Annotated in this window: 20 protein-coding genes and 2 pseudogenes; 12 read left to right on the top strand and 10 right to left on the bottom strand. The window is 68.2% G+C overall.

What is annotated here, in order from left to right; all coding sequences use genetic code 11:
• Window positions 1–202: 202 nt before the first annotated feature.
• Window positions 203–3,685 carry an indolepyruvate ferredoxin oxidoreductase family protein gene (locus tag ABT245_RS33925; RefSeq protein WP_351741257.1) on the bottom strand — a complete coding sequence of 1,161 codons (3,483 nt, stop codon included), beginning with the start codon at window positions 3,683–3,685 and terminating at the stop codon, window positions 203–205.
• 156 nt (window positions 3,686–3,841) lie between these two features.
• Here ABT245_RS33925 and ABT245_RS33920 point away from each other — a divergent pair, with 156 nt between their 5' ends.
• The 8 genes and pseudogenes from ABT245_RS33920 to ABT245_RS33885 form a co-directional block, all read left to right on the top strand.
• Window positions 3,842–4,282 carry an Lrp/AsnC family transcriptional regulator gene (locus tag ABT245_RS33920; RefSeq protein WP_351741254.1) on the top strand — a complete coding sequence of 147 codons (441 nt, stop codon included), beginning with the start codon at window positions 3,842–3,844 and terminating at the stop codon, window positions 4,280–4,282.
• 939 nt (window positions 4,283–5,221) lie between these two features.
• Complete coding sequence (locus tag ABT245_RS33915) at window positions 5,222–5,908, top strand: GntR family transcriptional regulator (RefSeq protein WP_351741251.1); 687 nt, start codon at window positions 5,222–5,224, stop codon at window positions 5,906–5,908.
• Window positions 5,909–5,962: 54 nt separating this feature from the next.
• Complete coding sequence (locus ABT245_RS33910) at window positions 5,963–6,805, top strand: urea carboxylase-associated family protein (RefSeq protein WP_351741248.1); 843 nt, start codon at window positions 5,963–5,965, stop codon at window positions 6,803–6,805.
• Between the two features lie 39 nt (window positions 6,806–6,844).
• Window positions 6,845–7,642 (top strand): LamB/YcsF family protein, encoded by a 798-nt coding sequence (locus ABT245_RS33905; protein WP_351741246.1) that lies wholly within the window; start codon window positions 6,845–6,847, stop codon window positions 7,640–7,642.
• A gap of 7 nt (window positions 7,643–7,649) precedes the next feature.
• The gene (locus tag ABT245_RS33900; protein WP_351741243.1) at window positions 7,650–8,300 is read left to right on the top strand and encodes a 5-oxoprolinase subunit B family protein; all 651 of its coding nucleotides are present in this window, start codon (window positions 7,650–7,652) and stop codon (window positions 8,298–8,300) included.
• Window positions 8,294–9,286 carry a 5-oxoprolinase subunit C family protein gene (locus ABT245_RS33895; RefSeq protein ID WP_351741267.1) on the top strand — a complete coding sequence of 331 codons (993 nt, stop codon included), beginning with the start codon at window positions 8,294–8,296 and terminating at the stop codon, window positions 9,284–9,286. Before ABT245_RS33900 ends, ABT245_RS33895 begins: the two co-directional genes overlap by 7 nt.
• The gene (gene pdhA, locus ABT245_RS33890; protein WP_502982247.1) at window positions 9,220–10,227 is read left to right on the top strand and encodes a pyruvate dehydrogenase (acetyl-transferring) E1 component subunit alpha; all 1,008 of its coding nucleotides are present in this window, start codon (window positions 9,220–9,222) and stop codon (window positions 10,225–10,227) included. The genes ABT245_RS33895 and pdhA overlap by 67 nt, the downstream gene beginning before the upstream one ends.
• Before the next feature lie 5 nt (window positions 10,228–10,232).
• Window positions 10,233–10,604, top strand: a pseudogene (locus ABT245_RS33885) (alpha-ketoacid dehydrogenase subunit beta); the annotation flags it as partial.
• A gap of 262 nt (window positions 10,605–10,866) precedes the next feature.
• Here the strand turns inward: ABT245_RS33885 and ABT245_RS33880 are convergent.
• The 9 genes and pseudogenes from ABT245_RS33880 to ABT245_RS33840 all read right to left on the bottom strand — a co-directional run bounded on the left by ABT245_RS33880 (window position 10,867) and on the right by ABT245_RS33840 (window position 19,661).
• Window positions 10,867–12,036, bottom strand: coding sequence for an alanine racemase (locus ABT245_RS33880; protein WP_351741241.1), 1,170 nt, complete (start codon window positions 12,034–12,036; stop codon window positions 10,867–10,869).
• Between the two features lie 251 nt (window positions 12,037–12,287).
• Window positions 12,288–12,746 carry a RidA family protein gene (locus tag ABT245_RS33875; protein WP_351741265.1) on the bottom strand — a complete coding sequence of 153 codons (459 nt, stop codon included), beginning with the start codon at window positions 12,744–12,746 and terminating at the stop codon, window positions 12,288–12,290.
• 409 nt (window positions 12,747–13,155) lie between these two features.
• Window positions 13,156–16,476 carry a serine hydrolase gene (locus tag ABT245_RS33870; RefSeq protein WP_351741239.1) on the bottom strand — a complete coding sequence of 1,107 codons (3,321 nt, stop codon included), beginning with the start codon at window positions 16,474–16,476 and terminating at the stop codon, window positions 13,156–13,158.
• Window positions 16,476–16,673: a hypothetical protein gene (locus ABT245_RS33865; RefSeq protein WP_351741237.1), complete on the bottom strand. Its 198-nt coding sequence runs from the start codon at window positions 16,671–16,673 to the stop codon at window positions 16,476–16,478. Before ABT245_RS33865 ends, ABT245_RS33870 begins: the two co-directional genes overlap by 1 nt.
• 26 nt (window positions 16,674–16,699) lie before the next feature.
• Window positions 16,700–17,126 (bottom strand): annotated as a pseudogene (locus tag ABT245_RS33860) (acyl-CoA dehydrogenase family protein); the annotation flags it as partial.
• 14 nt (window positions 17,127–17,140) lie between these two features.
• On the bottom strand, window positions 17,141–17,464 hold the full coding sequence (locus ABT245_RS33855) for a LamB/YcsF family protein (RefSeq protein ID WP_351741235.1): 324 nt from the start codon (window positions 17,462–17,464) through the stop codon (window positions 17,141–17,143).
• Entirely contained in the window at window positions 17,464–18,864 is a 1,401-nt protein-coding gene (locus ABT245_RS33850) for a M20/M25/M40 family metallo-hydrolase (protein ID WP_351741233.1), read from the bottom strand. Before ABT245_RS33850 ends, ABT245_RS33855 begins: the two co-directional genes overlap by 1 nt.
• Window positions 18,851–19,183, bottom strand: coding sequence for a hypothetical protein (locus tag ABT245_RS33845; protein WP_351741230.1), 333 nt, complete (start codon window positions 19,181–19,183; stop codon window positions 18,851–18,853). Before ABT245_RS33845 ends, ABT245_RS33850 begins: the two co-directional genes overlap by 14 nt.
• Window positions 19,184–19,226: 43 nt before the next feature.
• Window positions 19,227–19,661, bottom strand: coding sequence for an FCD domain-containing protein (locus ABT245_RS33840; protein WP_351741228.1), 435 nt, complete (start codon window positions 19,659–19,661; stop codon window positions 19,227–19,229).
• A 253-nt stretch (window positions 19,662–19,914) separates the two neighbouring features.
• Between ABT245_RS33840 and ABT245_RS33835 the strand changes: the two genes are divergently transcribed.
• From ABT245_RS33835 to ABT245_RS33820, 4 genes are read left to right on the top strand one after another with little or no spacing between them, the layout of a single operon-like run.
• A complete protein-coding gene (locus ABT245_RS33835; protein WP_351741225.1) occupies window positions 19,915–20,553 on the top strand; it encodes an ABC transporter permease in 639 nt (212 codons plus the stop codon).
• Entirely contained in the window at window positions 20,550–21,401 is an 852-nt protein-coding gene (locus ABT245_RS33830) for an ABC transporter permease (protein ID WP_351741222.1), read from the top strand. The genes ABT245_RS33835 and ABT245_RS33830 overlap by 4 nt, the downstream gene beginning before the upstream one ends.
• Before the next feature lie 47 nt (window positions 21,402–21,448).
• Window positions 21,449–22,480, top strand: coding sequence for an ABC transporter ATP-binding protein (locus ABT245_RS33825; protein ID WP_351741219.1), 1,032 nt, complete (start codon window positions 21,449–21,451; stop codon window positions 22,478–22,480).
• Window positions 22,477–23,304: an ABC transporter ATP-binding protein gene (locus tag ABT245_RS33820; RefSeq protein ID WP_351741215.1), complete on the top strand. Its 828-nt coding sequence runs from the start codon at window positions 22,477–22,479 to the stop codon at window positions 23,302–23,304. Before ABT245_RS33825 ends, ABT245_RS33820 begins: the two co-directional genes overlap by 4 nt.
• The last annotated feature ends 93 nt before the right edge of the window (window positions 23,305–23,397 follow it).

Raw genomic sequence — 23,397 nt, 5'->3', positions numbered from 1 at the left:
CTGCGGAAGGCGCGGCACGCGGCCTAATGGATCCAGTGCTCACGCCCCACTGCCCGGCGGGCACGCCACCCCATCAACGGTCTGGCCTCCCGGCCGACCAGCAGGGGCACGGTCTGACCCCGGAAGTCGAATGCTTCAGGCGGCCTGAGTGCTCACCTGCTGGCGGCTACGGCACCGAGTCTCACCGACCCGGCAAGTCCCATTAGGCGGATACGGTGGTTGTGGCGCTCAGATCTGCAAGGGCGGTGCGGGCCGCTGTCCGGAAGTCGGCGATGCGTGACAGCTTGATGTCCTCGTAGCCGCGGATGGCTTCGGTGAGCCGCGCCAGGTCCTCGATCGCGAGGGCGTTGTCCGCCGTCAGATGTGTGACTGCGTCACGGACCAGATGCCGATACTCGCCGATCAGCGCACGCTCCTGGCGTCGAACGTGCGCGTATCCGAAGACGTCCAGCCGGGTTCCGCGGAGTCCCCGCAGGGCGTAAAGCATCTTGAAGACCGCGGGCGCGGTGCGGCGCAGACGTATCTTGCGTTTCATGCCCAGGGCACGGAGCGCTGGTGGGTGCAGCAGAACAGAGACGGCAGCGTCGGCACCGAACTCGTCCTTGATTTTGGCCTGCTCTACAGCGTCCAGGTGCAGCCGGGCCACCTCGTACTCGTCCTTGTACGCCATGAGCCTGTGCAGTCCCTGGGCGTAGGCCAGAGCGATACGCTCACCTACCTCGTCCCCGGCCCGCTTCCTGGCCATGGCAGCCACTTGCTGCACTTCATCGGCGTACTGCCGTGCGTACGCTTCGTTCTGGTAGGCGATCAGGTCCGTGCTGCGCAGGGCGACGGCATCGTGCAGTCTGCTGGCCCGCGCGACTGTGCCCGCCAACGCCCGTCCTTCGGACGTTATCTCGACGACGGTTCGCTCGGGCACAGCGATGGCGCGCTGCACGGCGTTCGGGTCGATGACGGCCGCCCGCCCCCACCGGAAGGCAGCGAGGTTCTTGTCCACGGCAGCGCCGTTGAGGCGGATCGCGGCCTCGATGGAGCGGTCGGTCACCGGTATGCAGCCGTGCTGGAAGGCGGCACCGATGAGCAGCATGTTGGTCGGCATGTGGTCGCCGAACAGAGACTCGGACAGGCTTTGTGCGTCGAGGTAGAGATTTCCCTTAAAGCGCGTGACTGATTCGATCCGTTCCAGTGCGTCGTCTGGGGAGCCAGGCACGACGACCCGATTGGTGACCATGGCAGCAGTGGGCACGATGGTGGTGTTGACGACGGCGATGGTGTGGCCGGGGCGGGCCACCTGCAGATTGGAGTCGGCCGCCGTGCCGAGCAGGTCGAAGCCGATGAGGACGTCCGCGGTGGCGCGGGACGCCCGCACCGCTCCGCAGGCGGGGCCGGCAGAGATCCGGACGTCGCTGACGACAGGACCGCCCTTCTGGGCGAGTCCGGTTTGCTCCAGACCTGCGGCGTAACAGCCGTCCAGATGGGCCGCCATCTGGAGGATCTGTGAGACCGTCACCACCCCTGTACCACCGATCCCCGGCATCCGGAGAAGAGTGCTGTTCCCTGTGAGCACTGAGATGGGGTCGGTCAGCGCCACCGGGACAGCGGGAATGGGGCGCGACGGTTTGCCCTTCGGCTCGACGAGGAGGAAGGAGGGGCAGTCTCCCTTCAGACAGCTGAAGTCCGAGTTGCAGGAGGCCTGATGGATGTGGGTCTTTCGGCCGAACTCCGTGTCGACGGGATGCACCGAAAGACACGTGGACACATCTCCGCAGTCGCCGCAGCCCTCACAGACCCGCTGGTTGATGAAAACCTTCTCGGCGGGAGTGGGGAGCTTGCCACGCTTGCGCAGTCTGCGCTCCTCCGCCGCGCACCGGTCGTCATGGATCAACACAGTGACGCCGTCGGTCGCCGCCAGTTCCTTCTCAGCCTCGATAAGGTCGTCACGGTGGCGGACCGTCGCAATCGGGTCGAGGCGTACGTTGCGATAGGCATCCTGTTCGGTCGTGGTGACGATGATCTTCCGAACGCCTTCGAGAGCGAGCCAGCGGGTCAAAGTCGGTACGTCCAGGCGGCCCTCGGGAACCTGCCCGCCGGTCATGGCCACAGCGTCGTTGTACAGCAGCTTGTAGGTCATCGTCACGCCGGCTGCCACCGCCGCGCGGATGGCGAGCGACCCCGAGTGGTGAAAGGTGCCGTCGCCGAGGTTCTGCACGAAGTGCCGGTCCTCGGTGAAGGGGGCGATGCCGATCCACTGGGCGCCTTCGCCGCCCATTTGAGTCAGTCCGATCTGGTTGCCACGTCCCGCTCCGTCCAGAGCGATCATGACGTGGCATCCGATACCTACCCCGACCAGGGTGGCGTCGTCCGTACGCGTCGAGGTGCTATGAGGGCAACCCGAGCAGAAGGACGGCGTTCGCGTCGAAACGGTCGGCAGCGAGATACGGGCCGGAGCCGGCGGTGTCATGGCGGTCAGCTGGGTGGCGGCGGATTGCGGCAGGCGATCGGGTCCGATACGCACCGCCAGGGCCTTGGCCACGTCCTCGGCGGCCAGCGTGCCACGGGCTGTCAGCAGCGGGCGGCCGTTCTCATCGCGCCGGCCCACCACCACAGGGGCGTCGGCAATGCGGTAAAGCGCCTCTTTGAGCTGCACCTCGAGGAAGGGCACTTTGTCCTCGACGACAAGGACCTGCTCGAGGTCGCTGGTCATGCTCACCAGTTCCTCAGCGGAAAGGGGGAACGGCATGGCCAAGCGGATGAGCCGGATGCCGAGTGCCTCCATGTCGGTTTCGTCGATACCGAGGTCAGCAAGAGCGCGCTGCACCACGGCGTACGAGGTTCCGGATGCCATCACGCCCAAGGCGGCACGTCGGGCGCTGAAGGTGATGCGGTTCAGGCCGGTCCGGCGTGCGTAGTCCCGTGCCAGATTCAGACGCCGGGTGAGCATGTCGTGTTCGGCGTCGAGTGAAGCCGGCCCGACCAGGGTAGGGGGCGCGCCGCGCTGCGATCGGGGGGGAATGGGGATGTCCGGCCGGAGCAGGCCGAGGTCGACGATCGCTGAGGCATCCGCGATGTCCGCGACGATTTTCAGCCCGGTCCATAGACCGGTGACGCGCGACAGGGCCACCGCATGAAGTCCGAACTCGATGATCTCCGCCACGGAGCCCGGCGCGAGCAATGGCATGGAAAGGCTCTGGCACATCGGCTCGCAGGAACTCGGCACGGTGGAGGACTTGCTGCCCGGGTCGTCACCGATCCAGGCCACAGCACCCCCCAGCGCCGCGGTGCCTGCCACCGTGGAGTGCCGGATGGCGTCGGCAGCCCGGTCAAGGCCGGGGTTTTTGCCATACCAGAACCCCGTGACGCCCTCGTGACGGCGACCAGGTACCTGGCCAAGCATTTGGGTGCCAGCCACGGCAGTTGCAGCGAGTTCTTCGTTGAGGCCCGGACGGAACACCACTCCGGCAGACTCGAGGAAGCGCCGCGCCCTGCCGATCTCCAGGTCGACACCGCCCAAAGGCGAGCCCTGGTAGCCGGTGACGAACGCGCGAGTGTCCAGCCCCCTCTCTTGATCGAGGCGGCGTTGCTCCAGCGTCAGCCGGATCAGGGCCTGTACTCCTGAGATCAGGATGCGGCCACTGCGCGCCTGGTACTTGTCGTCAAGCGACACCGAGGCAGGTTCGGTGCTCACGCGGGTTTCCTCCACATCCTGGGGGGCGAGGTGCTCAGGACAGCAACATCACCTCTCGCAACACAAGCACGTTGCGAACATTGGGGTACAAGACGCAAACTATCTGCGAACTGATACCGGTGTGCTAAAGATATTTGCAGCACGTGATGAGGTGTGATGGCCGAGATCGACGACATCGACCGCCAGCTGTTGCGCATGCTCCGCGAGGACGGGCGGCGAACCTTCTCAGAGATGGCACATGAGGTGGGCTTGTCAGTCGCCGCGGTGAAGCGGCGCGTAGACCGGCTGCGCGTCAGCGGCGTCATCACAGGATTCAGCGTGCAGATCGATCACTCGAAGCTCGGTTGGGGCATTGAGGCCTTCGTGGAACTGTCCTTTAACGGCACCACCCCGGTGGGGGAGATCGTCCGGACCGCCTACAAGGTTCCCGAGGTCCAGGCTGTGTTCACCACTGCCGGCGATCCGGACGCCCTGGTCCATGTGCGCGTGCGTGACATCGAGCATCTTCAGCAGGTTATCGACGGTCTGCGGCGCTCCGGGCAGGTCACGGGAACCAAAACGCTCATGGTGCTGGGTTCCTGGGCACGAAACGGTTGACCCCATGCTTCGACGAATGGTGCTCAAGATGGGCGGCAGCCTAAGAGTTGTGAACAGAATGGGAGTCCGATCAGGGTGCGGCGTCTGGTGCGTGTGATCGCAAGGCGCCGGAAGGTCCTCGTAGCGGAGCTACTAGGGCGTTTCGGCAACGCCGCGAGCATACGTGCCAGGCGTCGCGCGCCGGGCGCCCATCCTGTTCGCAGCTCTAAACCGGCCCGACACAGTTCTCGGAAGGACTCGGGCTCACGACGATGCGCGGAGCTGAAGCTTCCCCGTGATCGTGGACTCGCGCACTGGAACTGGATGACAGAGCCTGCCCGGGTCTGGTGACCAGGACGACAGGAGCCGTATGACCGGAGACGGTCACGTACGGATCCGTAAAAGCCCGGGGGCGACCCGGGGCCACCCGACTTCGCGAAGGAGAGCGACCGGCGAGCGCGATATGCCGGTTCGTCCAAGCGGAGAAGGCCGTCTACCCGGGCACCCGGCTGTGCGGGGTGATGAAGACGGCCCGCTCCACGTACTACGCCTGGGGTGGCTGATCTGTCCACAACCAGTTACCCGAACGGCTTCCGGACCGGATATGCATCCCGATGCCGTGGGCAACGGATCACCGGTAACTGTGCCCGGTCAACGGCTGTCGGCACGAGACGTCTGCCGGATGCGTCGGCGGCCAGGCCCGCCTGTCCGGCTTGATCAGTAGCTTGTCCGTCCTGGCCGGAGGTGGTCAGAGAGGCCGAGGCACACGCCGCTGCGGCTCGGCAACGCCTCAAGCACGCAGTGGAAGCCGCGTCCGGCGCCAGGCGCCTCGGACGAGGCCGGCACCCCAGAGCATGCTGATCATGGCCGTGAAGTGGGTTTTCGGTACGCAACACGATTGATGACTTCACAGCGAACCACCTCTGGATTGATGAACAATCCTTGAGGTACTGTCATGGCATGCCTACCGAAGTAAGCCAACCGGCTCAGCAAGGTGACGTCGCGGCCGCTACGGTCGCTGACCAGCTGCGTGAGCGGATCAGCAGAGGGGCACTGCTTCCCGGCGCTCCCCTGCGAGACGGTGCACTCGCTACGGAACTCCAGGTGTCCCGCAACACGTTGCGGGAAGCGGTTCGCCTGCTGGTCCACGAAGGTCTCGTGGTCCACCAGCTGTACAAAGGGGCAGCCGTCAAGCAGCTCGACGTCTCTGACGTGCACGACATCTACAACGCTCGGCGCTGCTTCGAACTACGCGCCGTGGAGGAAAGCACCTATGCCACCAACGCGGCTCTGGCTGGCCTCGCCACGCCGGTCGCGCAGGCCGAGCATGCTGCAGCCGTCGAGCGCTGGACCGACGTAGGCACCCATTCACTCCGTTTCCACCGAGCTCTCGTGGCTCTGCTCGCCAGCACACGCCTGGACCACTTCTTCAACACCATCGTCGCGCAGCTGCGCCTGGCGTTCGCCGAGTTCCCGCACGAACCCGCATTCCAGGAGCAGTGGGTGAAGCGCGACCGTGAAATCTGCGACCTGCTCCAGTCGGGCCGCCGCGACGAGGCCGCGACCATGCTGCGCTCCTACCTCGAGGACTCCGAGCGCCAGGTCGTCGACATGGTCCGGGCCGCCGCAGCCGCTCGTCAGGGCTGACTTCCTGCCCGTGCTCCCGTATCCCTTCCCTCATCGAAGCTTCAGGAGGATTTCGTGGCCCTCACCGCTGCCGCCTACCAGGCCACCAAGGGCGGCCCGCTCGATGTCGACAAGGCTTTCTACGACCGAGTGTCCGGCACTCCCGAAGCCCGTGAGCTGGTCGACAAGCTCGAGATACCGATCCGCTCGGGCAAGGCGTGGGAGGTTCCCGCCGGCCACCTGTGCCGACTGGTCACCATCGACGGCCCGCAGGTCGGCGACCTCAACATCTGGAACCTCAACGACCCCCGGGAACGCCTGTGGGCGTCCCGCACCCGGCAGCTCCAGCGCGCCCACGTCAGCACCTACGACCGCCTGTGGTCGAACCTGCCCTTCCTGCGCCCGCTGCTGACCATCACCAGCGACACGCTGGCCGACTACGGACCGGACGCCGACGGCGGCCGGGTGCACGACCTGCTCGGCACCCGCTGCGACCCCTACGTCAACCGGATGCTGACCGGCGAGGACTTCGACTTCCACTGCCACTCCAACCTGGTCCGGGCCGTCCTGCCGTACGGCCTCACCGAGTCCGACGTGCACGACGTCCTCAACGTCTTCCAGTGCACCGGCCTCAACGAGCACGACCAGTACTTCATGAAAGACTGCCCGGCCCGCCCCGGCGACCACTTCGAATTCTTCGCCGAGCTCGACCTGCTGTGCGCGCTGTCCACCTGCCCCGGCGGCGACCTGTCCGTCCCCATGTGGGGCCCGGACGCACACGACCCGATCGAGGTCTGCCACCCCATCGGCGTCGAGGTCTACAAGGTCGCCCCCGAACTGCTGAAGGACTGGCAGCAGCCACAGCGCGCCGCCTACCGCAACCTGCACGGCATGACCCGCCCCACCTGGCAGAGCTGACCCGCGCCCCGGCGCGTCACACGAGAGGAGGGAGCGTACGTGACCACCGCCGTCATCGACCTCAACAGTGACCTCGGTGAGGGCTTCGGCCAGTGGACGCGGCGCGACGATGAGGCCCTGCTGTCCGTGGTCACCAGCGCCAACGTCGCCTGCGGCTACCACGCCGGCGACCCGACCGTCATGCGTCGGGTGTGCGAGCTCGCCGCGGAGCGCGGTGTCGCCATCGGTGCCCAGGTCGGCTACCGCGACCTGGCCGGCTTCGGCCGCCGGTTCATCGACGTCGATCCCCGCGAGCTGGTCAACGACGTCGTCTACCAGATCGCCGCCCTGGACGGCTTCGCCAGGTTGGCCGGCACCCGCGTCGCCTACGTCAAGCCGCACGGCGCACTGTACAACGCCATCGTCCACCACGAGGCGCAGGCCGCCGCGGTCGCCGACGCGGTCTACCGCTACGACGCCACCCTGCCGGTGCTCGGCCTGCCCGGCAGCACCTGGCTACGCAAGGCGGCCGAGGCCCAACTCACCCCCGTCCCCGAGGCATTCGCCGACCGCGCCTACACCCCCGAAGGGACGCTCGTCCCGCGCCGCGAGCCGGGCGCGGTCCTGCACGACGCGGACGAGATCGTGGCCCGCTGCCTGGGGATGGTCACCAAAGGCGTAGTGGAAGCGGTCGACGGTACGGCAGTGCCGCTGACGGTCCGTTCCCTGTGCGTGCACGGCGACACCAAGGGAGCGGTGGAGATCGCCCGCCGGCTACGCATGGAGCTCGACGCGGCAGGCCTCGCGCCCACCCCGTTCGCCATAGCGGACAGGCCCGTCGCCACCTCGGAGCGCTGAGGCCCGTATGACGACCCCGCTGCGCGGCATCCGCAGAGCCGGCAACACCGCACTGCTCGCCGAACTGGCCGACCTGAGCGACGTCCTCGCCCTGCGCACTGCGCTGGAGCGGCACCGGCCCAAGGGCATGCGAGAACTGGTGGCGGCCGCCCGCACACTGCTGGTCATCTACGATCCGGCAGTCACTGGCTACGACGGGCTGAGCCGTGCGGTTACCGAGCGGGCCGCCGCGCTACTGGAAACGGACGGCGCGCCCCCGCCGCAGGCCCTGGAAGACGACACCCTTGTCGTCCCGGTCCGCTACGACGGGCCCGACCTGGCGGATGTTGCCGAGCTGACCGGGCTCACCCTCGACGAGGTGATCGCCCGGCACACTGCCCCGCTCTACACCGTGGCCTTCGCCGGCTTCGCTCCGGGCTTCGGCTACCTCGTCGGCACCGACCCCGTACTTCACCTCTCCCGGCGCAGCGAGCCACGCACCGCCGTGCCCGCGGGCTCAGTCGCCGTCGCGGGCGGCTTCACCGGCGTCTACCCGAGCTCCTCGCCCGGCGGATGGCAACTGCTGGGCACCACCGGCCTGCCGCTGTGGGACCAGGACCGCACACCGCCGGCGCTGCTCGTGCCCGGCCGGAGCATACGTTTCAAGGAGGCATCGTGACGTCTGCTCTGGAGGTGCTCGCCGCCGGCCCGCTCACCACCGTCCAGGACCTTGGCCGTCCTGGCTGGGCGCATCTCGGCGTGTCCGTCTCCGGCGCCGCCGACACCGCCTCCCTCACGCTCGCCAACCGCCTGGTCGGCAACCCCGATAACGCAGCCGGCCTCGAGATCACCTTCGGCGGCTTGCAGGCCCGGATGCGCTGCCGCCGCCCCAACGGCTCTCCCACCATCCGATATCTCGCGCTGACCGGCGCCCCCTGTCCGGCAACCGTGAATGGTCGGCCGGTCGCGCTCAACACCCCCATACCCGTACAGGACGGCGACGTGCTGGCAGTCGGCCTGCCTGCCTGCGGCCTGCGCACCTACCTCGCCGTACGCGGCGGACTCACCCCACCCGCCGCACTCGGCTCCCGCTCCACCGACCTGCTTTCCGGCATCGGCCCCCCACCACTGAAACCCTGCGACACGCTCCCCGTGGGCGAACCAGCGGGGCCGATGCCGGGCGTCGACCTGGCTCCACGCAACGCCCCGCCCGCCACCTTCACCCTCCGCGTCTTGCCAGGGCCACGCGACGACTGGTTCGAGCAGGCGTCGCTGTCCGAACTTTTCACCGCCCGCTGGGAAGCCACCAGCGACAGCAACCGGATCGGCATCCGCCTGGCGGGCCCTCCCCTGCGCCGCTCGCGCACCGACGAACTACCCACCGAGGGCACGGTCCACGGCGCGCTCCAAGTCCCGCCCAACGGCCAGCCGGTTCTCTTCCTCACCGATCACCCGGTCACCGGCGGCTACCCCGTAATCGGCGTGGTACATCAAGCCGACCTGCCCTTGGCAGGACAAATCCCTCCTGGGGCGCCCATACGGTTCCGAACGGCACTCCGGCCAAGCCGCCGACCGGATACACCGAGCCCCCCGCCGACATGCTGCGCGCGGCGTACCGGCACATGGTGCTGGGGCGCCGGTTCGACACGCAGGCGACCGCGCTGACGAAGCAGGGGCGGCTCGCCGTCTATCCGTCCAGCCGGGGCCAAGAGGCCTGCCAGATCGGTGCGGTGCTGGCGCTGCGCCCGGACGACTGGCTCTTCCCGACCTACCGGGACTCCGTCGCCCTGGTCACCCGTGGCATCGACCCCCTTGAGGTGCTGACGCTGCTGCGCGGCGACTGGCACTGTGGATACGACCCGGACGCCACCCGCACCGCACCGCAGTGCACCCCGCTGGCCACCCAGGTACTGCACGCCACTGGCATGGCAGAGTCCCTGCGCCGTAAGGGCGAGGACGGCGTGGCCATGGCCCTCGTCGGCGACGGCGCCACCAGCGAGGGCGACTTCCACGAGGCGCTGAACTTCGCGGCCGTCTTCCGCGCGCCGGTCGTCTTCTTCGTCCAGAACAACAAGTACGCGATCTCCGTGCCGCTGGCCCGGCAGAGCGCGGCGCCCGCCCTCGCCTACAAGGGCATCGGCCACGGGGTGCGCTCCGAGCAGGTCGACGGCAACGACCCGGTCGCCGTACTGGCCGTGCTGACCGCGGCCGTCGCGCACGCGCGCGCCGGGCACGGCCCCTTCCTGGTGGAGGCACACACCTACCGCATGGACGCGCACACCAACGCCGACGACGCGACCCGCTACCGGGACGACGAGGAAGTCGAGCGATGGAGCGCCGCCGACCCGCTCAGCCGACTGGAGACGTACCTGCGGGCCCGCGGCGCACTCACCGACGAGGACATCGCGGTGGTGCGGGAGGAGGCGGAGGTCCTGGCGGCCGAGCTACGCGCGGGCATGGCCCAGGAGTCCGTCTTTGACCCGCTGGAACTCTTCGACCACGTCTATGCCGAGCCGACTCCTCAACTGCGCGAGCAGCGCGCTCTGTTGGCAGCCGAGCTGGCCGAAGACCCGGCTTCCCCCGCACTTCACACCCAGGAGAACTGACAGCCATGGCCAAGGTCACGATGGCGCAGGCGCTGAACACCGCACTGCGCGACACACTGTGCGAGGACGAGCGTGTACTCGTCTTCGGCGAAGACGTCGGTCCGCTCGGCGGCGTCTTCCGGATCACCGACGGGCTGACCCGAGACTTCGGCGAGCAGCGCTGCTTCGACACTCCGCTGGCCGAGGCCGGCATCGTCGGCCTGGCGGTCGGCATGGCGATGGGCGGCTTCCGGCCCGTGGTGGAGATGCAGTTCGACGCCTTCGCCTACCCGGCGTTCGAGCAGATCGCCTCGCACGTCGCCAAGCTCCGTAACCGGACCCGGGGGCGGCTCGCCCTGCCGATGGTGATCCGCATCCCGTACGCGGGCGGGATCGGGCGGAACATCCTCCGCTGCCCCGCGCAGGAAGACGGGCACCAAGGCGGCGGACAGGCCGGCGCGACACAGAAGACCACAAGGGCCAAGCCCACGACCGCACCCCAGGCCCGACCATGGCCGCCATCTCTGCACGCGATCCCGCCCAGGCCCTCGGCCATGACGACACCACGCGCGACATCAATACCGTACGCAGTACTCTCGACCGTCTCGTCGCCACTTCCCGCGCTGCCACGGCCTGCAACACCTAATCCGTCGGCCGGAACTACGCCTTGCCGTTGTTGCCGATGGTGAGCGCTATCTCGATCGACGACCGGCGGAAGTCGGTGCGCCAGACGTCGATCACATCGCCGTGGCCGTTGGTGACGAGATACTCGGGCCACCGGTCAAATGCCGAGCACGGGTGCGAGATCCCGAACTCGACGACATCCGTCACCTCAAGATTCCACGCGTCGGAGAGCACGGTGTGGTGGTCGTACAACGCGCGCACACGTCCGCGTGCATTGGGCTTGTCCTGTCCGGCCGCCGTGCTGGCGGACAGGAGGATCGGCGTCTCGGTGTCGTAGGGAAGGTCGCGCTTCCCGGCTCCGACCACGGCGGTGCCGTCCTCGGCGGCTGACACGACGAACGCGCGCACGGACAGGGCTGGGACGAGGCCGGGAATCGGGCTCACGCGGGCGTAGACGCCGTGATCGTGCGTGACGTAGCAACCGGACCTGAGCAACCGGACCGTACCCGGAACGTCGTCGTCCGTCGGGAGGAGGTCGACGACCCGGTCGGGAAAGGCTGATCCGCCCATCGAGTACACGGGGCGGTCGGTCTCGAAGAGTCCGGCGACGTCGAGGTAGACGTCGCGGACCCGGCGGCAGTGTTCGTCCACAGCTGCAATCACTTCGTCGATCCTCTTGTTCGGGGCGACGCCTTCGTACCCGGCGACTCCCACGAGCCGGAGTCCGGGAGTCGCTCGGACAAGCTCCGCTGTGCGGCGGGCCTGCGCCGGGTCACGGATACCGGTGCGGCCACCCGGGGTGCCGATGTCCAGAAGCACCTCAAGAGCGGGGCCGTGCGCGCCGAACACCTGATTCGCTGCGATGACGCCGGCCGCGGAGTCGACGAAGCACCGGATATTCCGTTCCGGCTCGGCGATGAGCCAGGCCCGAAGCCGCGCCAGTCCGAAGGGATCGACGATCTGGTTGGCGATGAGGACGGTGTTGTGTCCCCAGCCGAGCACGGTCGCGACCTGGTCGACGGTGGCGACGGTGACGCCGACGGCGCCGGCCGCGATCTGCCGTTCGATGACGGGAGCGGACATCGTCGTCTTGACGTGGGGAGAAAGCGCCACGTCATGGGTCTTGCACCAGTCGGCCATGACGCGGATGTTGTGATCGAGGGCTGCGGCGTCGAGACGCAGTTGGGGGTATACGGCGGGAATCACGACTGTTCCTTCGGGTGGCTGCTCGGGCAGGGCGTCAGCGCCAGTGGATGGGATCAGGGCTCACAGCGCGCTGGGCCCGGGCCGAGAACGTGCTCCTTGCGGGCGGCGTTTCGCGGCGGCATCCGGTAGCCACCGATGAGAGCCGCTGCCCAGACGGGCAGCGTGTTCAAGGCGATGCGCTGGAATCGGCGAGGACAGCCGTGGCAGACCATGCCGGGTGTCGCTCGGCCGGGGCCGGCTGGGTGTCGGGGTCAGGCGCACTCGACGATGAGTTCGACTTCGACGGGAGCGTTCAGTGGCAGTCCGGTGACGCCGACAGCCGAACGTGCGTGTGTACCGGCATCGCCGAAAACGCTCGCGAGCAGATTCGAAGCGCCGTTGACGACGTCGGGCTGGCCGGCGAAGCCTTCGGCGGAAGCGACGAACCCAGTCACCTTCACCACCCGTACGACCGAGTCGAGACCGACAAGGGCATCGATGGCAGCAAGTGCATTCAGAGTGCAGATTTCCGCTGCCCTTGACGCGTCCGTCACCGAAACCTCGCGGCCGACCTTTCCAGGTCGTTCGATCAGTCCCCGTACCAACGGCAACTGGCCAGAGGTGTAGACCAGATCACCGGTCCGCACCGCCGGAACACAGACACCGATCGGCGTGGCCGTCGACGGCAGTTCGCCCCCGAGCTTGGCGAGGTTCGCCGCCCACGACGACATGGACGACGCGGAGGCAGCGCTCCGCGCGTCGCCGGATGCACCGTTGGTGGATGGTGTCGCGAACATATGAACGCTCCCTGCATTCGGGGTGGGTATCGATGGGCAGCAGCGTGCTGCGCCACGACGTGCATCGTGCGGCTGCACCAATCACGACCGAGGTGTGGTGCGGATACACGAACGACATACCGTGGGTGGTACGGGGCCAGAGCCGACGCCTACCGGTTGCCGGCGGACGAGCAGGAACGACGCGGACTCGCCCGGCAGATCGCCGCCGACGGTTATCCCCTGCTCGAAGCCGTCTTCACGCCGAAGGCGCAGACATGGTTGCGTCGGATGCATGGGGTGCCCCGAAGTTTCCGGACAGGGACCCAATCGTGCCGGCGGAGCCTTCGGTGCTGCGCCGAGGACGTCACGACTTCACCTCACGAAGGAACCGAATTCCGTTGTAGGCGCCACCGGCCACGGGGCGGAACTGTTCCCAGCCCGCGATCTCCGGGGTGGTGTAGGCGTACACGCCGGGGATGTTCGAGGGGTGGAGCGAGACGATCCGCGGCTCGCCGGACATCTCATCGTGAAGGTGTCCCTCCCGCTCCCACAGCGTGAGCCTGAGCCCGTCGTCGACCGGCGTCACCTCGGCGCGGCACTCGGCACACTCCCAGGTGCCGACCAGCGGGTCGGGCAGCCGCGTCAGGTCAGCCTCCAGCCGAGCGGGGGGCCTGCTGCCGTCGATGGAGGCCGTGACGTCCGCGAACAGCTCATAGAAGAGGCCGTCCGCCCGGCCGCCAGTGGTCAGGAGGGCGACGGTGTACCTGGTCCCGGGGATCAACCTCAGGTATGCACGCTGCCCGATCGTGCCGCCGTCGTGCCCGTGGACGAAGGTTCCGTGCCAGTCCTCGAGGAACCAGCCCAGCCCCCAGCCCTCCACCGTCGGCACGCTCTCGCGCAGGTCGACGTGCGCGATGGTCATCAGGCGGGCACCGGCGGCCGACAGCACCCGCACTCCGTCGCGGGACGTCCCGCCGCGCAGCGCCATCTCCGCGAACGAGAGCAGGTCGCCGACGCTCGCGACGATCAGCCCGGCCGGGCCCATCGAGCGGGTGATCGACCACTGGGACACCGGAACCGACGCCGCCCCGAACCCGACGTGGCCGGTCGCCGCGGCGAACCGGGGGACGTCCTCGGTCAGGGTGACCGTGTGATGGAGGCCCAACGGCTCCACCAGGTACCTCCGCACGGCCTCGTCCCACGTCATCGCACGGAGCACCTCGACGATGCGGCCCGCGACCACGAAAGCGGCGTTGCAGTAGGAGAAGCGCTCACCGGGCCGGTGCACGTGCGAGACATGGGCGAGGTGCTCCACGTACCGCGCAATGCAGTCGTCCCCCCGGCCGGTGTCTGTGAAGACATCGCCCTCGATACCGCTGGTGTGGTGGAGCAGGGCACGGACCGTCACCGACGGTGCGTCATCGTCGGCCAACCGGAACTCGGGCAGGACGCTGCGCACCGGAGCGTCGAGGTCGAGCAGCCCCTCGTCGACGAGCTGCATCACGAGCATGGTCGTCCAGACCTTCGTGATGGAGCCGATCTGGAAGATCGCGTCCTCGACGACGGGCTCTCCGGTCGAGACGTCCAGGACGCCCGAGCAGACCGTGATGTGATCGAACACCTCGCCCTGCCGGTCGAGCTGCACGATCCCGAGCTGGGCGCCCACCACTCCGTGCCGCTCCCGCAGCAGGTCCAGGCGCCGACGCCAGTACCGCTCCCCGCGGGGAGCTGGCGACAGTGCGGCCGGACGGGCGTCCGCACGGGTGTGCTGCTCGACCCACTCCACGACCCGGGCGTGGTAGTCGGCGCGGTGGTCGACCGGCCCGTCCGCGATGAACAGATGGTCGCCTCCCGGGTAGACAACCAGCCGGGTCGGTACTCCCCGCACACGCAGGGCGGAGAACCACTGCTGCGCCTGTCCGACAGGGCAGGTGGCGTCGCTGCCGCCGTGCAGCACCAGCGTCGGCGTGCTCACCTGTGCGACGCGCGCGATCGGGGACCTCTCGACGAGCTCGACGACGTCGGTGGGCGCGACGCCGGCCGCCGCCGAGGAGAAGAAGCCCTCCGGCAGTAGGCGCTGCGCCGAGGCGAAGTCGCAGAGCAGGCCTCCTGCCACTGCGGCGGCGAACCGGTCGGTGTGACTGGTCAGGGCACAGACCGCCAGGCCGCCGTAGCTGTAGCCAGTGACGGCGAGCCGGTCCGGGTCGGCGATGCCCTCGGCGATCAGCTGGTCGATCGGCTCCAGGAGGTCGGCCAGGTCCGCGCGGCCCCATTCGCTGTCCACGGCCCGGAGGAACTCCTCCCCGTACCCGTCGGAACCGCGTGGGTTCACGGTCAGGACGCGCCATCCCCGCGCGGCGAGCAGCTGCTGGTAGAGGTGGGTCTCGTCGGCCACACCGGCCCACGCGTTGTGCGGGCCGCCGTGGACGTCGAGCAGCAGCGGCGCCGCACCGGTCGTGTCGGGTGCCGCGGTCAGCCACCCGTGCACGACGGTGCCGTCGGCGATCTCGAACTCCCGTGGCTCCGGCCGGAACAGCTCGACGTCGGGCAGGCACTCCTGCATCAGTGAGGTCACCACTTCGACCTCACCGGTGACGAGGTCGACCAGGGCGACCTCGGCGAAGGACTTCGGCGTGGTGAGGACGATGGCTGCGCGCAGGGCGTCGGCGGCCACCGAGAGGCCCGAGACGACCTGGTGCGGCTCAGCGACGATCGGGCGGCTGCCGCCGCCGTCTGCGCGGAGCGCATACAGGTGGGTCCAGCCACGCTCGCGCAGGCAGAACACGATCTCACCGCTGCTGCTCAGCGCAGGATGACCGCCCGGGGAGCCCGCCGCGCCCGGCAGGACGTTGCGGTCCAGCTCCGCGGTGAGGTCGATGTCGGGGCGGTCGTCGAGGTGCAGGCGCAGCAGCCGGGCGTGACCGGTCGCCATGACCGGCGCGCCGACGGCGACCACCGAGTCACCGTCGGGGGACCACAGCAGCGGGCCGGTGACTGCGGTCGCTCGGCCAACCCGGCGCACCGGCAGGAACGAGGCGTCGACCTCCACCGTGTGGACCCGGCGCTCCAGCGACACGTCCGCGCGATGGTCGATGGCGCCGACGAAGGCCACCAGTCTCCCGTCGGGTGACCAGCACGGACCGTCGGCGTCGGCGTCGCCGTCCGTCACCTGACGAACCCGCCCGGACTCCAGGTCGAGCACGAAGACCTGACGCCGGACGCTGCCGATCCAACCGGCCCCGTCGGCCCGCTGGTCCAGAGTGTCGACGACGATCGGCTCAGGCGCCGCGTCCGGCTTCCCGTCGGCGGGCGCCCGGTCCACCGCGGCGGAGAACGCCAGCCGGCGACCGTCGGGGCTGACCGCGGCTGGTCCGGCGCCCTGTGGAAGGGCCGTCAGGGGCACCGGCTCGCCGTTACGCGGCAGGAGGTGCAGCTGCGGGATCCCGCCGACGTCGCGCAGGAAGACGATGCCCGCAGCCGAGAAGCGCGGCGCGCGATCCGCGGGCCCATGGGTCAGCGGGCGTGGCCGCGCGTCGCCGGCCACCGTCCACAGGGAGGTCTCGGTGCGGTGGCCGTCGACCACCTGCCGTCTGGTGAAGACAACCGTCTCGCCGTCCGCGGCGATCGCGGTCTCGGGGACGGTGACGATCCGGCGGACGTCATCGAGGGAGAGGGGACGGGACATCAGCGCACGACTCCTTGCTCGAGCAGGGCGGTCCCGAATGCCAAAACGGCACGGACCAGCTCCTGGGTGTAGGGATCGCCCGGGTGGTTGATCACACGGGTGGCCGGGCCGGCCTCGACGAGCTGCCCGTCCTTCATGACGGCCACGTCGTCGCACAACTGCCGCACGACGGCGAGGTCGTGGCTGATGAAGAGCACCGTCACCTCCAACTCGCGCTGTCATGTCCGTCACGGACGGCACGGGTGCGCATCGACGTGGCGTCGGATCCGGCTCCGGGTTCCGGCAAGCGGTACGAGAAGCCGCCGACACCGCGGCCCAGCACGCCGAGGCAGTGCTTCTCCAGCTCCTCGGAGCGCGACAGCTCCACAGGCAGCGAGCCGAGCTTGTTCACGGCCAGAACCGGGGGAGCGGACACGTCGGCGCGGGGACCTCCTCGATCACGATGACCGTGGCGATCGCATCGGCCCAGCGCCGCCGCATGCTTCCGGCACGTGCGGGGCGTGGAAGTCCACCGCCAGCAGCGCGTCGGCCGCCTCTTTTGGGAAGCCCCCCTGCTCGTCGACTTCGGCTGCGTACGGCGCCACCTGCGTGTCGCAGATCGCGCGGACGGCTTCTCGGACCGCGCGGTGCTCCTCGGCAAGCGCGTACATCGGGGGGTGGTCGGTCACGGGTACCTCCTGGTATTCGCATGCGACCGCCTACGGAAGTCGGCGCGGACTGCGATGGCGGCGGTGAGCTCGGGGCGCGAAGCGGCCAGGTACCTTCGCCCGAACCCCGCAAGGTCGCGATAGGACACGTGAGCGCCCACCGCCACGTAACGGGCCCCAGTCGCAGGCAATGTCCGCCACACAGTCAAGGGGGCCCGGAGTGGAACCCGCACGCGGTGTTCGCGCTCGTCCGCGCTGTCGAGCAAGCCCGTGTCGTCACCGAGCGTCCACCGCCCGTATCCCTCGGCGAGATCCGCGTTGATGTCGACGGTCGCCGTCATCACGTCGCTTCAGCCGATCCCGAGTCCAAGGCGAGGAGGAAGGCGGCCTCCGCAGATGCCATGCGAAGGAGCGTGCGCATCTCGACGGACTCGTTGTAGCCGTGGATGTTGGAGGCGGGGTCACCGGTTCCGATGACGAGGATCTCGGAGTCCGGGAAGACTTGCCGGTAAGCCGCGACGAAGCCGATCGAACCGCCGATGCCCATGCTCACTGCGGGGTTCGGCCAGATGTAGGCCAGCGCCTCGCGCATCGTCCTGCTGCCGAGGCCGGAGTCGGTGGTGTCGAGCCCGGGGACCGTCCGGACGTCCTCGAAACTGATCGTGGCGCCGAAGGGCGCGTGCCGTCGGAGATGATCGGCGATCAGGCTGAAAGCCTCGTCGGGAGACTGCTCAGGCGTGACACGGACATTGACCCGCAGGCGCACGGTCGACATCAGCGAAGTGGACGCCTCCGCACACGTCGGCGCGTCGACCCCGATGACGGTTATCGACGGGTTCTGCCAGACCCGGCCAGCGATCGAGCCGCCCCCGACGAGTTGCGCGCCGATCAGACCGGCGTCGGCCATGTAGCTCGCCTTATCGAAATCGATGTCGGGCTCGGGTCCGCGACGCAGTCCCTTCACGGCGACGCTGCCGTCCTCCTTGTAGAGAGAGGCCACCAATACCGCGGCGCACATGAACGCATCCGGGGCGGCTCCGCCGAACATGCCGGAGTGAAGGGGGGCATTGAGCGTTCGAACCTCGAAGTCGAACAGGATGGCGCCACGCAGGCTCGTAGTCAGCGCTGGAGTCTCGGGGGTCCAGTTGTCGGAGTCGCAGACGACCGCCACGTCACACCTGAGTTGGTCGCGTCGCTCGAGAAGTGTCGCCGCGACAGTCGCGGAGCCGCACTCCTCTTCGCCCTCGACGAACATCACCAGGCCCAGGTCCGGGTCAGGCAACACCTGGGCCAGGGCCCGGAGCGCGGCAACGTGTGTCATCACGCCGGCCTTGTCGTCAGCAGCGCCGCGACCGTACATGCGGCCGTCCTCGATCTCGGGATCGAAAGGGGGACGGTCCCAGAGTTCCAGATCGCCGACCGGCTGGACGTCGTGGTGGGCATAGAGCAGGACGGTGGGCCGACCGCGGCGAGACGGTCGGGAAGCCACGACCGCGGGACGGCCCGCGACGCCGTCCGAGACCGATCTCACCACGTCGACCTGGTCGAAGAGGTTCAGGTCCCGGACCAGGCGAGCGATTGCGGCCGCAGACTCGTCGACGGCGTCGTAGCAGCGGACGTCGCTCGAGACGGACTCGATCCTCACGAGATCAGCGAGGTCGGTCGCGAGGCGTTCCGCTTGTGCCGTCACCGTCGCGCCGGCGCTTTGCGCATGCCGGCGCATGGCATCAGGCACGGTCATAGACCAGACCGTGTCGGCCGGCGTACGCGCTCGGGACGGGCGGCTGCCAGTTCTGGAGGAGGTCGGCCTCAAGCTCGGAAACCTCTACGTCGATCGGGCGGCAGATCCCGAGGTTCGCGTCGGCCACCTGCGGTCCCTCGGGCGTCGAGAGGCGCGCCACGTGTCCCGCAGCGACGCCCCAGGCCTTGCCGGACTGGATCGGGATGCGGAACCGGGCGGTGGACCGGCGGGCTGACTCGTCGGCGAACGAGGAGTACGTCGCTCGGTCGACGAGCAGGGGGCCGGGCCTGGTCGCCCGGCAGGCAGCATGAGTGGACATCGCCTTCCCTTTCGTTTGTGGGGAGTTCATTCAGGCCGACGTGTCAGGATTGCCGGCGCAAGGCGTCGAACAACTCGATCTCCGACTGGTCGAGATAGGCGTTGAGCGCATCGACCGCAGCGGCGCGGTCGCCGGTGCGGAGTAAGTCGAAGATCCGACGGTCACGCGGCACCCAGTGGACCTGGCGCCCGCTTTCGCCCGGGACGGCGGCGAACGCCAGGCGGAGCTGGGCCAGTTGGATCCCGAAAAAGTTGCTCAACGACTCCGATCCGCTGAGGTCGACGATCGCCTGGTGGAAGTAGAGGCTGGCTGTCTCGACGTCGCGCCACCGGCGCTGGCGCGCCAGGTCTTCCGCCTGCACCACCTGATCCCCGACCGCCGCCAGGGCCGCTTCCGGCACCCGTGCGCTCATCGCGATCGCGGACGGCTCCACTACGCGCCGGACCTTGAAAATCTCCTCGACGTCGGCGACACCCAAGCGGCGAACCGAGTAGCCGCTGTGCCGGCGCAGGGTGACGAGGCCTGACCGGATCTCCGGAGCGGCGCGGCTGAGCGACGCCGCGCGAGAGAGGCTGGCCGCGAGCTACGGATTGGACGGTTCCCTGCTCTCCCAGTTCGGCTCGTGGTTCGGGAGCGTGATTCGGGGGGACCTGGGACGGTCGTACTCGTCGGGTTTGCCCGTCACGGAGCTTGTCCTCCCTCGTCTGGCCGTTTCGCTGCAGCTCGCCGCCATGGCAGCCACGATCGTCGTGGTCGGCGGACTGATCATCGGCATGGCGGGCGCTTTGAACCAGGGCCGCGCCGTTGACGCGGCGCTCAGCGTCGTGACCTTGACACTGGCCGCTATTTCTCCCTACATCTCGGCGATTGTTCTGCTCTCCGTCTTCGCGGTCTCGCTCCAGTGGTTCCCCTTGCTCGGTTCCGGCGAGCCGGGGTGGGATCGCTGGAATCACCTGGCCCTGCCGTCGATCGCCTTGGCTCTGCCGTCGATCGCGCTTGTTGCGCGCACGACTCGGGCCTCGCTGGCTCGGACGATGGAGGCGGAGTTCGTGGAGGTGCTCGAGAGTCGCGGCTTCTCGCGGCGACGGATCGTGCTCCGGCACGCTTTGCGCAACGCCTTCATGCCGGTTCTGACGATCGGAGGTCTCGCGGTCAGTTTCCTGATCGTCGGAACGATCTTCGTCGAGTACACCTTCGGTCTCGCCGGCCTGGGGTCGTTGCTCGTGAACGCTGTCCAGACCCGCGACTACCCTGTGGTTCAAGGCGTGGTCCTGTTGTTCGTGACCGTTTTCATCGTTTCGAGTGCGCTGGTCGACTTGCTGTACACAGTCGTTGACCCGCGCGTGTCTCACGATCGGAATTCCTCATGACCGAGATCGCGGTACGTCGTCGTCTCTCAGTCACCGGTCGTCTGCGAATAGACGGTCCCGCCTCTGTGGCCGGCGCGGTCGTGCTGGTGATCGTCGCGGCCGCCGCGCTCGCACCGCTGATCGCACCCTACGACCCCTCGACGGGTGACCTCGCCGAGACTCTCGCCGCGCCGTCCTGGGACCACATCTTCGGAACCGACAGTTCCGGTCGCGACGTGTTCTCCAGATTGCTCTACGGGGCGCGCACGTCGCTCGTCGGCCCGATGATCATCGTGGTCGCCTCGACACTCCTCGGTGGCGCCATGGGGCTGATGGCCGGCTACGTCGGCGGCGTGCTGGACACGGTCCTGACGCGCACTTGGGACCTCATCTTGAGCTTCCCGTCACTGATCCTGGCCATCCTGCTGGTCGCCGCGATCGGGCCCGGTTACTGGGGCGCGGTTGGCGCGCTTGCGTTCCTGTACTCGCCGATCCTGGCGCGCGTCGTCAGGTCAGCAGTCCTCGGTGAAAGGGGGAAGCCGTATGTAGAGGCCGCGCGTCTCCAGGGCTTCCCGACGCGACGGATCCTGGTCCGGCACCTGCTGCCGAACATCATCCCCCCGATCGCGGCGCAGGCGACGCTCAACTTCGGGTACTGCCTTCTCGAACTCGCAGGACTGACCTACCTGGGCCTCGGAGTACAACCACCGACCGCCGATTGGGGCCAGATGCTGCTGTCCGGTAGGGGGGCTCTGCCCTACGGCTCTTACGCCGAGGCGATCGCCGCGTCGGTGGTAATTGTCGTAACCGTCGTCTCGTTCAACGTCCTCGGCGACGCGCTCGCCCGTCACGGGAGAAGTCGATCATGACTGAAAGCCGGACCTCCTCTGCGGACGGAAGCCAGGTGAACTCACTCATGAACGAGCGTCGAGTACCCAAAGACCTTGGCTCGTCGAACCTCGTCGAGCTTGCCGACGTGCGGCTGTCGGTACGCGGACGGCGTCAAACCAACGAGATTCTTCGCGGCGTCAGCCTCAGCATCAAACGCGGCGAGGCGTTCGGACTCGTCGGTGAGTCCGGTTCCGGCAAGTCGATGACCGCCCGTAGCATCCTCGGCCTGCTGCCCGCCGGCAGTACGGTCACGGGGACCGTGACCTTCGGCGAAGACGACGTCTCGAAACTCAGGCCGAAGGCGCTGAGAGCCCTCCGGGCCAAACGCATGGCGTGGATACCCCAGGATCCCCGGACGGCGATCGATCCTCTCCACCGGTGTGGACACGCAGTCGCGGAGATCCTTCATGTGAATCTCGGCCTCTCCGAGAAGGACGCGCGCCTCCGCGTCCCGGGCCTGCTCGCGGAGGTCGGAATTCGTGATCCCGATCGCGTCGCGCGCGCCTATCCCCACGAATTGTCCGGTGGCCTCTTGCAGCGGGTAGTCATCGCGATGGGCCTCGCTTGCGACCCCGAACTGATCGTGGCCGACGAGCCGACCACCGCCTTGGACGTGACCGTGCAGGCCGGAATCATCCGGCTCTTCAAGCGCCTCACGGCGGAGCGCGACGTGGCGCTGCTGTTCATCAGCCACGACCTGGAGTTGGTCGCGGGGATGTGCAGTCAGATCGGCGTGATGTACGCAGGACGGCTCGTGGAGGTGGCCGCGGCCGAGCAACTCTTCCGCTCACCGCGGCATCCCTACACCGCGGCACTGCTGCAGGCTCGTCCGAACACGGATGCTGAACGGCTGGCAAACATCCCCGGCCGTCCTCCGTCGTCCGGTGAAGTCGTCGCCGGGTGCGCCTTTCACCCCCGCTGCCCGTTCGCGCTCGATACCTGTCGAGACCAGACACCCCCGTTGAGCCGCGCGCAACGTGGGGATTCTCTGATCGCCTGCTGGCGTGCCGATGACCCGCAGGTCCGAGACGCGATCCGCGGCCAGGAGGAAGCGTGACACGGCCCACCGATGTACCACTCGTCGCTGCAGAACACTTGACGAAGTCGTTCCGCGTCCGCCGACAGACCTCGATGCGCGCAGCGAGGGTCGACGCGGTGCGGGATGTATCCCTGCAGGTGGCGACTGGCGCGTCCGTCGGTCTCGTTGGCGAGTCGGGTTCGGGCAAGTCGACGATCGCTCGTATGGTCATGGGGCTCGAGCGCCCGACCGCCGGCACGATCTCCATCGAGGGTGAGGAGAGGCCCAGTCACCTGACGGCCCGCCTTCTTCGCCGACAGGCTCGACGGCTGCAGATGGTTTTCCAGGACCCGGCGACGTCACTCAACCCGCGGCAGCAGGTTGCGGAGATGCTCGACGAGGTCCAACGTGTCCACTTCACGCGCACACGCGCGGAGCGCGAACGGCGTACGACCGAACTGCTCGATTCCTGCGGCCTGGCCAGTCGCGAGTCGAAGGCTCAGCCAAGAGAGCTGTCCGGCGGACAGCGACAACGCGTGGCGATCGCTCGGGCGCTCGCGGCTGAACCAAGCATGATCGTGCTCGACGAAGCCGTCTCGGCGCTCGATGTGTCAGTCCAAGCTCAAGTTCTCAACACGCTTGCGGACGTGCGAGCGGAGTACGGCCTGACGTACCTGTTCATCTCGCACGATCTCGCCGTGATCGGCTTCTTGTGCGAGCAAGTGATCGTGCTTCGGGACGGTCAGATCGTCGAGCAGGGAGATTCGAAGACGGTGTTCTCCCACCCGACGACGGACTACACGCGCAATCTGATCGACTCCATTCCACGTGTGCCGGCGAGCTGGGAAGCTCCGAGAATCTAGGGGAAACGGTGCTTGCCACCACCGATGTACAAAGGTTCATCTATCCGGTCTCGGTTGCCATGAGCCCAGCCGGAGACAGGGTCGCCTTCTGCA

Origin of the sequence: Streptomyces sp. NPDC001508 (assembly GCF_040298665.1) — a bacterium.
Lineage (GTDB): Bacteria > Actinomycetota > Actinomycetes > Streptomycetales > Streptomycetaceae > Streptomyces.
Note: the sequence above shows the minus strand (reverse complement) of the source record. Positions and strands in the feature narration are given on the sequence as shown.